At 25.9% G+C, this 12,211-nt stretch carries 7 protein-coding genes; 5 read left to right on the top strand and 2 right to left on the bottom strand.

Annotated elements, in window-relative coordinates:
- The 5 genes from NX772_RS03800 (at position 1) to NX772_RS03780 (ending at position 4,705) form a co-directional block, all read left to right on the top strand.
- Positions 1-1,764 carry an ABC transporter ATP-binding protein gene (locus NX772_RS03800; protein WP_084477580.1) on the top strand — a complete coding sequence of 588 codons (1,764 nt, stop codon included), beginning with the start codon at positions 1-3 and terminating at the stop codon, positions 1,762-1,764.
- Entirely contained in the window at positions 1,754-2,770 is a 1,017-nt protein-coding gene (locus tag NX772_RS03795; protein ID WP_036450373.1) for a carbohydrate ABC transporter permease, read from the top strand. The genes NX772_RS03800 and NX772_RS03795 overlap by 11 nt, the downstream gene beginning before the upstream one ends.
- Complete coding sequence (locus NX772_RS03790; RefSeq protein ID WP_259429370.1) at positions 2,727-3,689, top strand: carbohydrate ABC transporter permease; 963 nt, start codon at positions 2,727-2,729, stop codon at positions 3,687-3,689. The genes NX772_RS03795 and NX772_RS03790 overlap by 44 nt, the downstream gene beginning before the upstream one ends.
- Before the next feature lie 2 nt (positions 3,690-3,691).
- Positions 3,692-3,853 carry a hypothetical protein gene (locus NX772_RS03785; RefSeq protein ID WP_156925623.1) on the top strand — a complete coding sequence of 54 codons (162 nt, stop codon included), beginning with the start codon at positions 3,692-3,694 and terminating at the stop codon, positions 3,851-3,853.
- Between the two features lie 168 nt (positions 3,854-4,021).
- Positions 4,022-4,705, top strand: coding sequence for a winged helix-turn-helix domain-containing protein (locus tag NX772_RS03780; protein WP_036450371.1), 684 nt, complete (start codon positions 4,022-4,024; stop codon positions 4,703-4,705).
- A gap of 966 nt (positions 4,706-5,671) precedes the next feature.
- Here the strand turns inward: NX772_RS03780 and NX772_RS03775 are convergent.
- Both NX772_RS03775 and NX772_RS03770 read right to left on the bottom strand, forming a co-directional pair.
- Complete coding sequence (locus NX772_RS03775; protein WP_027123599.1) at positions 5,672-10,408, bottom strand: hypothetical protein; 4,737 nt, start codon at positions 10,406-10,408, stop codon at positions 5,672-5,674.
- A 438-nt stretch (positions 10,409-10,846) separates the two neighbouring features.
- On the bottom strand, positions 10,847-12,211 hold the full coding sequence (locus NX772_RS03770) for a M17 family metallopeptidase (protein ID WP_027123598.1): 1,365 nt from the start codon (positions 12,209-12,211) through the stop codon (positions 10,847-10,849).

Raw genomic sequence — 12,211 nt, 5'->3', positions numbered from 1 at the left:
ATGCAAAGTCAAAAAGAATATAATGATATGAATGTAAAAACATTAATAGAAAATATAAAGAAAACTTCTGATATAAGACATCAAGAAAAGAAAAAAATAAATGCTATAGAAATAAAAGATTTAGTTATTGATTATGGTGAAACATTAGCTGTTGATAATGCTAATATTCAAATCAAAAAAGGTGAATTAGTTACTCTATTAGGTCCTTCTGGTTGTGGTAAAACCACAACTCTTAATGCTATTGCGGGTCTTTTAACACCAACAAGTGGACAAATTTTATTTGAAGGAATTGATGTAACAAAATATACACCACAAGAAAGAAAAATTGGATTAGTATTTCAAAATTATGCTCTTTATCCTCATTTAAATGTTTATGACAACATAGCATTTCCTTTAACTAATGATAAAAATTGAAAAATAAAAGTTGTAGAAAAATCAACCAAAGCTCAACATGATGCTAATTTAATTGTATTTACAAAAAATGGAGCTACTAAAGAAGAAATAGAGAACTTTAATCATTTATTATTTAACTTTTTCGATGTTTATAAAGAAATTAATTTAGAAATTAACTCTTTAGAATCAAATATTTATAAAAAAATAAGTGAATTAAAAACTGAATTAGAACTAGTTACTATTAAAAAACAAACAGAAATCAAAAAAGTTACAGAAAAAGTCTTAAATTATTTTAAAAATGAAAAAAACAAAGAAAAAATAAAAGAAATTAAACTAGAATACAAACAAAATATTAAAGAAATTAAAGAGAAGTTTAACAAACAAAAAATAGAACTAAAAGAAGCTATTAAATTAGAAAAAAATAATATAAAAAATAGTAATGAACTAAAAGAAATAAAAAAATTAAAGAAAAATAAGAACTTAGTTTTCAAAACAACAAAAAAAGAATACTACGATTTTCAAAATGATTTAATCAAAAAATATACTTTAAATCAAGATAAACTTTCTGAAGAAGAATTATTAAAATATAAAGAATTAAGTTCACAAAACATTTCAGTTAAACAAGCAATAGAAAAAAGTGTTTTAGAAGTTGCTAATAAAGTAGAGATAGTTAAAAACTTACACAAAAAACCAACCAAACTTTCTGGGGGACAACAACAAAGAGTTGCTATTGCTAGAGGTATAGTTAGAGAGCCAAAAATTATTTTAATGGATGAACCATTATCTAACTTAGATGCAAAATTAAGAGTTCAAACAAGACAATGAATTAAAAAAATTCAATCAGAATTAGGTTTAACAACAATTTTTGTTACACACGACCAAGAAGAGGCGATGTCTATTTCTGATAAAATAGTTTGCATGTCTTTTGGAAAAATTCAACAAATAGGTTCTCCTATTGAGTTATATAATAAACCAAACAATGAATTTGTTGCGAAGTTTTTAGGAATTCCAGAAATGACTATTTTTGATGGCTTTATAAAAGATCAACATATATTCGCTTCCAATGGCAACCCGGTGGTACATATAGGTAAAAATGTTAATTTAAATAAAGTAAGAGTTGGGATAAGAGCAGAACATTTACACGAAAATGCTAATGGTGCTCTAAAAGGGAAAATAATTGCTTTAGAATATTTAGGAAAAGAAATATTTGCTAAAGTTAAAGTTGAAAATTTAGCTACATTTAATATCTTTTTAAAACACAAAATTAAATACGAAATTAATGAAGAAATTAAATTTAATATTCCTGCATCTAAAATTCATTTATTTGATCCAGAAACTAAAGAAAGAATAGAACTTAGTGATGTTCAATAAAATAAACACTTATTTTTTAAGTAAAAAAATTAAAGTAAAAAAACATGAATTAGGAATTTTAGAAAAAAAAGTTAGTTTTTGAAAACCATTTTTATTACTTTTTCCTTCTTTAATTATTATTATTTTATTTACAATAATACCTTTTATTTATGCATCTATTCAATCAGTAACTTATTTACCAGATCCTAATGATGCAACTACAGTAGAATACGGTATTGGATCATTTAAAGATGTTTTATCAGAAACAGCATTTCAAATTGGAATTAGAAATTCGTTAATTTATGCAATCGCTTCGCTTCCAATAACATTGATAATAGCTATTTTAATTTCTAGCGCAATTGCTTCATTATATAGAAAATGAGCTAAAGGATTTTGACAAACTGTTTTCTTTTTACCTTATGTAACAAGCGCAATCGCTATTTCTATCGCTTTTGCTTATATATTTGATACAGAGTTTGGTATCATAAATAAAATATTTAATATTAATACAAAATGATTAGATTCAGGTCAAAGTGACAGTTATTTAGCAATATTTGTTATGTTAATTTATGGTGTATGAAAGAATTTAGCATTTCAAATTCTTATTATTACAACAGCGATGTTAGCTGTAGATAAAACGTTATATAAAGCAGCTTCTATTGATGGAGCTTCAAAAGTAAAACAATTTTTTAGAATTACATTACCTTCAATTACAAAAACATTAAATTTTTTAATAACTATAGGGATAATTGGAGGTATTAAAGTATTTCCGATCGCAATCTTTAACAATGATTTAAATGCAGCAAATACTAATGGTGGATCAACAATTATTCTTTATATTTACGGAGCTGTTAAACAAGGAAATTATTCTTTAGCAGGGGCAGCTACAATTATATTATTTATTTTAGGAATTGCCTTATCAACATTTTTAAAACAAACTATAAAAATTAGTTTAATGATAATGAATAAGTTAGGAGAAAAACATGTTTTGAATACAATTAAAGCTACAAAACTTCCTATCAAATAAATATGCTAAGTCAAGAATCGAAAAGATTTCTACAGAAGTAAGAGATATTTCCTTTTTAAAATCTTTTCTATCAATATTTTGAAAAATGTTGGTGTTACTAGTATTTGGTGTAATAATAATTTTTCCTTTTTATTTTATGGTGGTAATTGCGTTTGCGCCAAACGACCAAGCTAATGGTAGGGTTAATGAAGTTCTTTTATGGCCCGAAAGTTGAGAATGAAATAACTTTTTATTAGCTTTAAATGATGGATATTGATCTGCTTTATGGTGAACAACTTTAACAACATTTGTTTCTGTTATAGTAAAACTCTTCTTTTCAACAACTTTCGGATATGCTTTTTCTATAAAAAAATGAAAATATAAAAAAGCTTCTTGATTATTTTTCCTTTCAATTTTAATTCTTCCTGAAATCGCATTATTTATAGGACAATATAGGGCAATTATTTTATTAGAATGAGAAAGAAATACATTGCTTTTAGCAGTTTCTTTAATAATGCCATTTGCAGCTTCTGTATTTTCTGGTTTTATGTTTAGAAATGCTTTTGAAGCAATTCCTGATAGAATTAAAGAAGCATCAATGATTGATGGATGTACTGGAATAAATTTCTTTTTTAAAGTAGCGTTACCGATGGTAACGCCTACTATTTGAACTGTTGGTATATTAACTGCTTTTGCAGCCTGAAATTCTTTATTATGACCACTTCTATTATTAGGAAAAGACTCGCCAGTTACCTTAATAAATATTTATTTATTAGACGTAGGGCACAATCCAGATATAGAATCACCTATTAAAGTATTAAAAAATGTAAAATTAGCAGGTTCTATATTAGCAATAATTCCTATGTTTATTGCCTACTTTTCATTTAGAAAAAGAATTTTAAATGCTATTTCTAGACAAGGTTCTACAATTAAAGGGTAAAAATGAAAACAATTAAGAAAAATAAAATTAAAAAGAATTTAGAATCTATTATTAAATGATCTTTAATAGGTTTTACTATATTATTAGGATTAATTTTTACTGCATTATCCTTTTGAGGACTAACTAAATTATTAATCGAAATAGCAAGCGGAAATTTAAATTAAAATTGAGAAATTAAAAGATATCTCTTTACTAAGAGGTATCTTTTTTTAAAAGTTAATCTTATGAATTAAACAATAAATAGAAGTAAAAATAAAATTTAAAGAGTTTAATATATATAAAAAAATATCATTGTATATAACAAAAGATATATTTTATTTTATAATAATATTATGAAAGAAAAATTTAATCAACAAAATGAGCAAACTAAAAAGGCTAAAATAATTCATTTTCTAATAGATTTGATTGAAAAAAAACATTTAGAACCAAATGAATTAATGCCTTCTGAACATTTTTTAATGGACAAATTTAATGTATCTAGAATTACAGCAATTAATGCTTATCAACAATTAGAGGGTATAGGGGCCATTTATACAAGAAATAAACTAGGGAGATATGTAGCGGAAAACTTTAGTGGTTTGGCTAAGGCATATTCTTCATTAATAAAATATGAATATTCTGAAACTAATAAAATAGAAAGATATGAAGGTGATGAACCACAATGATTTTATCGTTTAAATATTATTTTTCTATTAGGTCATAAATCTTTTAAAAAAATATATTTTAATGACAAAAAAGAAGAAATAATGTTCGCAGATCATTATGTGTCTAGAAAATATGAACTACCAGAAGAAATGGATGGTAGATTTTCTATATTAGAGCATTTAACTAAGAAAACAAATGCAATTAGAAAAATGGCTTATAAATTGAAATATGAAAAAGTAGATAAATGGGGATTTGAATATTTGGTTGTAATATATGCTTGGGGTTATGATGATACAGGTATTTCTGTTGCATCAAGATATATAGTTCATCCAGATTATTTTGTATTTTTCCATACAGAAAAAAACTTATAAAATTTTTAATAACTTAGAGAAACCAAAGACAATTTGGTTTTTTATACTTTAATTTTTGAATTTAAATACTTCATCACTATCTTTACCCTTGTAATTTGTTTTATTCATTAATAGTGCTTTTTGTCCGTCTATATTTTTAATCGTTTCAATATTTATATTTGGTTGATTCGTAGCAACGCTAGGGAATTTAATGTAGCAATTGTTATTTAGCGCTCCAATTCCACCTAACGCAATCGCAATACCTATAAATATACCAATTATTGATAAAATTTCACCAATAAGTATGGGTGCGACAGATCTATTTTTTCTTAAATTTTCAATTATTTCATTAATATTTAACCTTTTTATTTTACCATTTTTTAAAATTAAATCTAGTTTCTTTAATTAAATTACCAATTAAAATTGGCAATAATTTAAAAATGGATTTTAGGTAATTTAATTTATTTTGTTCGTTTGTATTTTCTCTAAAATTTATTTCACTGTTAATAATTTTTTTGTTGCTTTTTGAAAATCAGTGTCAAATGTTAATATCTTATATGTTAGGGAAGCTTTGTTTTTGTTTATTTCGTTAAAAATTTTAAATATAGGAACCTAAATAATCACTTTCATAGTGTTTATGCTCATTAAAAGTTAATTTTATTCAGTTATTCTTTTTGAAGCTGGCTATATTTTAAAGTTCCTATAGATCTTTTTGTTATTTCATCTTGATTTTTGTAAGAATTTTTGTGTAAGTATAGTTTGAATGCGGCAATGTTGCTAATTGTAAAAAATAGATGTAATCCATATCAACAATATACTTTTTAGTAGTGGTTTTTTAATAATTAGTCCTTATTATTTTTTTGTTATCTATCTAAATTATATAAACATTTTATAGGCGGAAATTCCTATTTCAGTTTTTATATTTATTTTTGCAAAATTAAAAGCATGGCCACCATATAGGTTAGCAACATGCTTTTAAATTGGTTGTTAATTTACGTTGTTTTTTTCAATTGCATTATAAAATTTAGGTTTTTTAGTGAAGTTTTTGCCGTCATATCTTTCAGGATATAGATAAGATAATAATCTAGCTCTTTCGTAAAATGACGCGGGGTTTTGTGGAGTTGTTCCATCACCAAAGAATTTGTATTTTTGTCCATCAATTGCAAATATACCAGCCACTCCTTCTTCGTCTTTTTTAGCACCACGAGTTGATTCAACAATAAATCCTGCTATTTTTCCATTAGAATCATATACAGTTGTTCCTGATGATCCACCAGCTGAGTCAATTAGTTTTGTATCTCATTTTACTAATAAATTTCTAGATGTTGCGCCTAAATAATTAACACTATCAAATATAAAATCTGTATTACCTAATAAATATTCACGATAACGTTTTCCTTTAAGCGAATCTTTGTTATTTGATGCTAGACCAGGGTATGTTGCTGTAAATCAGTTAAGGTTATAGTATTCACTTAAATGTAAATTATAAGGGCTAATTTCTTCCATTGGTAATGTTTTTCAATTTAAGAAAAATTTAACTATTTCTTTTTGTCTATCATTTAATGGACGTCCATTATAATAAGCACTGTCAAGTGTTTCCAAGTTAAAGTTTTTGAAAAAGAAACTCATATCTACTTTGGCAACAATTAAATCGGCACGTCCAAGTAATCAAGGATCATGACCGTTACTTATTTTTATTGAGTCACCATAAGTATCTTTGAATATATTGGCATTAGGATAAAAATTATCATTATCAAAATCAACAACTGATTCAAGTTTAAAATCTACACCATCTAAGTTTAACGTATCAATTGAGTTGAAATGAGGCTGAATATGTGGCAAACTCCTGTCAGCAGGTTCTTCAAGTACAACTGGTATTTTAAAACGAGTATTACTTAATATTTTATATTCATTACCATCTGCGGTAATTCCTGATGCTGGCGGAAAAACTTTTCAAACGTGAGAGTTACTTATTACATAATAGTTATAATCAGTATCGTCATCTGGTTTAACTTTACCCAAAACACTTCATGTTCCATTAGAACCATTATGAAAACTAAATGAACGTTTGCGCATATTATCTATAGGATCGGCAACGTCTTTTTTATATAATCTTTTTACACTTTGTTCTTTATGTTTTAATTTTATTTCTTTTTGGAATAACTTATCGTTTTCCTTGTTAGTGTTGTCAATAAATGTTTCTTCTAAATCAAGTGAAATATTATTATCTAATGGTGTAGCTCTGAATGTTATTTCATTATTATGGTCTTGTGATTTTATTCAGTGCAATGTCGTTGAAATGTTACCAATGAATGTTGAATTTGCCAATGAGAAATAATGATCATATAGAGTATCAAATATTAAAACATTGTTATATTTAGGAATTATTTCCAGTTTAATTTTATTATCTTCTAAACGAACAGTAAATTTAAATCTGTCATTTAGTTGTTTGTATATAGTTTCATGAATTCTGATATCGCCACGAGTTTGTAAAAATGAAAAAGGAGCTTCTTCAATAACGCGTTTTTCCTTTAAATCTTTATAGCTAATAGCAACATTGACAAATGATTTTGCAGATGTTGAGGCTGGATCTAGTGGAGTTGTTTCTGTCAATTTTCTCTTTTGATTATCTAGTTCCATTCTAAATATAAATATAGCACTATCTTTTATATTTTCTAAACCGGTATATTGACCAAGGTCTTCAGTTATTGTTACTTTTTTATGGTCTTCACTAATCACCGGAATTGCATTATTTAAAATTTTACGCCCGGCAATTAAACGTAGATGAACTTCATTGCCGTTATAATCAACTAGTATAAAGTTCTTTCTTCTTTTTATATCTCCGGCAGCACTTTTATAGAAGTGATAACGTTCATATTCAATTAGTGCTCAATGATTTTGAGGCGAATAAGGTATTTTAGATTTTGTTTCGTTAGATAGTCAAAAATTAATTAAATCCTGTCTAGTTAAATTTTTATTGCGAGTTATTAAATCAGAATCACTTAAAGTGGAATCTGAAAAATTATTATTTTTAATAAGTTTATTGTTAGTAATATTTTGATAATCAAATTTATAAATGAAACTATTGTCGCTATTTGAAATAGAAAAATTATCATAATAATCATTTTGAGTAAATGGCTCAATAGCTTTGATTGATTTTAAAATATATTTAGTGTTTTCATAGAAACCATTTAACCCAAATTTTCATAAGTTTTCAAATGGTACATTTATTTTATAATCTTTAACAAAGTTTAGCCCATAATATTCCTCTTGACCTGCATTAACTTCTGGTTCAAATACAAATTGAATTCATTTGCCTTTTAAAAATTCCATATCATTATTGTTTAAATCAAATTTAGCGGAGGCAAATAGTTGTTTATTTTGTTGATCTTTGATTATTTTAAGATCTAATAAATTAATTGATTTGTCATTTGAAACAAATTTAAATTTGTATTTTGGATTTAATCCATAGTCTATTACTTCATTTTTCAATTGAGTTGAAACAATAATATACTCTGAAATATTTTTTGCTATTTCATTATTAGAAAATGTTGCAGTTTTGTTGCCGTGATCAATGTTCGCAGTAATAATTTTTGATCAAGGTTGAAAAGGATTTAAACTCTTTATTAGAAATTTAACTGAATTTATTGATGTGTCAATACTATTTAGATAATTAATTTTTATTGTGCTGCCTTCTAGATTAATTGAATTGATATTGAAATTTGAGACTGCTTCACTTTGTCCTACATCAGGTTTTTCTATTTTGTTATTTAAGTTTGTTATATCATAATATTGACTGCCTTTTTTTAGCGTTAGACCTAATATTTTATTAACTCTACTTTTCTCAAAATATTCTTCTGCAGTTCTTGGACTGTTTTCAGATCTATTTTTGAATCTTAAATCAATATATTCGATTTGATTGTCATAATTAACTATTTTTAAAGCAAAAGCATTCGGTCATTCTATATTCGAAGCTGTTTTGTATGCATTTATAGAAAATGAATATAACTGAGTATTCGCTACTCAAAGTTTTCAATCAGTGAAGTTCGTAAAATTGAATTTGTCAGATTCTTCGGTTGTCTTTTTGGTTTCTATATTGTAATTTTTATTTTTGAACTTAGGAATTTCGTCATCACCATTAAACAATCCAATAATTTTAATACTTTCTCCATTGGCGATGTTTGAAACTAAAAATTCTGCAATATTATTTTCTTTTTTGGTTGGACTTATTTTTTGAGTTGATTCACTCTTTTGAATTTTTAAGGCAAAATTATCACCATAATCTTCAATAAGTTTCACCTTAATTGTTAAATTATTATTTTTTATTTCGTGGCTAATAATTTCATTCTGTGAATATTTTGGAAAATTATCATTTGGTTCTGTTGTTTTAGATCTTTCAATAAAAGTGAAGTAATTAGAAAGATCACTATCGTTTTTTATATCGCTGAATGTGCTATCATTTTTTTCTATTATATTTGCTTCGTTTTCATAAAACGGAGATCTTGAAACGATTGAAGGTTCTTCGAATGAAGTAGAATTATCTTCATCGTTATTATTATCATTGTGTTCTTTATCGGCTGTATTATCTGTTATATCGGTAGTGTTTTCTTCTGTATTGAAAGAGAACGAAAAGTTATTTAGAATTGGTTTGCCACTTGCTTTTAAATTAACAATATTGTAGCTTGTGTTAGGTGTTAAGTTTTCAAAGACAAAGTCGACATATTGTTCAGCGTAATTAAAGTTAAATCCGTCTTTTTTATAATTATTTGACAATGTCATCGAAAATATGGTGTTTTGACTTTGATGTTCTAGTTCTGAAAAATTAACTCTTATTTTCGCTTTATTTGTTTTTATTTCAAGTAGTTTAATATTTTTAATTGCAAACTGCTTTTTAGGTGTTTCATCGGGTTGTGGATTTGGATGCGTTTCGGGATTTGGGTTAGGTTTATCTTTATCATTTACACCAGTGTTATGATTATTATTTGGATTTGGTGTTGGTTTTGTATCTGGTTTTGGAGAATCGGGAGTAGGATTTTTAAGTGTAATGAAACTGCTGTTATTACTATTGAAATTTACTTTGTAATTTTCTAATGTTATATTCTTTAATTTATAAGTTGTATTTGAAGTTAACCCGTTTAATTTAAATGTTACTAAATTATTTTCGTTAGATATAAATGAAATATTTACTGGATTATCAAAAATTATATTCATTTTATTAAATTCAATTGCACTATCGCTTTCATAATTTATTCTTAAATTTGCTTCATTTTGTTTAATATCAAAAAAGCCAATTGATTTTATTGACAAAACTTTCTGTTTTGGTAATGTTTGAAAATCAATTTTTAATTTATGAGGAATAATAATTTTTTGATTATTGATATTTATTGAAGTTATAAAATATCTTGAATCTGGGTGTAAGTTTTTAAAGTTAAAAACAACTTGTTTGCCCCTCGCATCTACTTTTATTGAATGATGAACTGAATTTATAATACTTGTTAATTCAATATTTGATTCAGTTTTTTCAATTAATGTTGGTTCATTTAATTGAATAACAACTGATGCAGATGTTGCGGTGATTGAGTTAAAAGAAATATCTTCAACGGCTGGTATTTTGCTTTCATTTTTATTTCTTCCAATGCAAGAATTAAAGATAGGAGGACTAAGTGCGAGAAGTGAAACTAATGCTGTTGATTTTAAAAAGTTTTTTAATATTGATTTTTTCATATTGCCTCCAATATTAAATATTTATAAATATATTATAGTTCAAAAATTTATTTAATGAATATATAAGGAAAATTTAGCGAAAAATTGGCGAAAATAATTTATTTAAATGTGCTAGTCTATTTTTTTTATTAGATACTTTTTTGCTGAATTTATATTCGATCAAGTCAAAAGAAAAAACCGCAGAGTGAGCGGTTTGAATCTATATTTTTAAAAGGTAAAGGAGTAGAAATAGGCGGCATTATAAAAACGTTGTCGTAAGGCAGCGTTTCCCTGAATGCAAAATCAAGTGCGCCACTATAATGTAAAATTAAAAAGTGTTTGCACTTGATTTTGCATTCAGGGATGGATTTTATTTTTTATTAATAATTAAAATAAAATCCATTAGATAAGACTAATGGATTAAATTTATTTAATTAAATAATATGTTTAGTAATTAAATTATTTTTCATTTAAAGCAAGTTGAACTAGAGTTTTTACCATTACTCCCATTGGTTTTTCACCTGTTTCAGCTGTACCTGCGATATCTAAGTGAGCAAAATTTTTATCTTCAGCAAATTCTTTTAAAAACATAGCGGCTGAAATTGAACCACCATTACCGGTTAAATCTGTATTTTTTAAATCAGCAACAGTTGATTTTTTAATAAATTTACTAAAATCATCATGTAGAGGTAATCTTCATACTAATTCATTTTGACTTTTAGCAGCTTGTTCTATGTTTGATCAAAGTTTATCTGATGTAGAAAATGCTCCTGTATAAGTTGTTCCTAAAGCAACTAAAATAGCACCAGTTAAAGTTGCAACAGTTATAACGTTTGTAGCGTTTAGTTTTCTAATTGCATATGTCATTCCGTCAGCTAGTACCAATCTACCTTCTGCGTCTGTATTGTTGATTTCAACTGTTTTTCCGTTCATTGATGTTCAAACAGCGTCTGGTAAGTTTGCATCCCCATTAACTCTATTATCTGTTATAGAAAGAACAGCGGCAACATTTGCTTTTGGATTTAATTGTCCGATTGCGTTAAGAGCAGATGCTACAATTGCAGCTCCAGACATATCGTATTTCATCCCTAGCATACTTCTACCAGTTTTAATGTTATATCCACCAGAGTCGAATGTAATACCTTTTCCAACAAAAACAGTTTTTTCTTTTGAATCAGGATTACCGTTGTATTCTATAACAACCAATCTTGGCTCGTACATTGAACCTTTATTTACAGATAATAATAATCCCATGTTTAGTTTTTCAATTTCTTTCTTATCTAAAACAGTTACTTTTAAATTACTAAATTGAGAAACTTGTTTTTTAACTTCTTCTGCCATTCATTCTGAATTACAGATATTTGGTGGTGTTGCTTGTAAGTTTCTAGCAAAATTTACAGATTCAACAATTATTTCTGTATTTTTTAATTCTTTTTCAATTTCTTTTAAGTTTTTTGTAAAAACAAAAAGCTCTTTTTCTTCTTCTTTTTTGTTGGTTTTTACATTATAAATTTTTGCATTTAAAAATTTATTTTTTTCTAATATTCTTGAAGCAATTACTGATAATGAAACATTTTCAGTAACAAAAGAATCTAAGTTAACTTCGAAAGTTCTATTTAATGAACTTAATTGTGTGCTTAATTCATCTAAATCATTAACTGAAAATTCTGATTTATCTCCTAAAAAAATAACAGCTTTTTTATCAGAAATAAATTCTGTTATAACAAATTTTTTTGCAATAATATTTTTATCTAAATTTTCGTTTTTAAAAACAGCTTCTAATACAAAATTTGAATTAGTTGCTTTTTCAATAAATTTAATCAT

It is taken from the genome of Mesomycoplasma molare (assembly GCF_024918955.1).
Taxonomy (GTDB): domain Bacteria; phylum Bacillota_I; class Bacilli_A; order Mycoplasmatales; family Metamycoplasmataceae; genus Mesomycoplasma_A; species Mesomycoplasma_A molare.
Note: the sequence above shows the minus strand (reverse complement) of the source record. Positions and strands in the feature narration are given on the sequence as shown.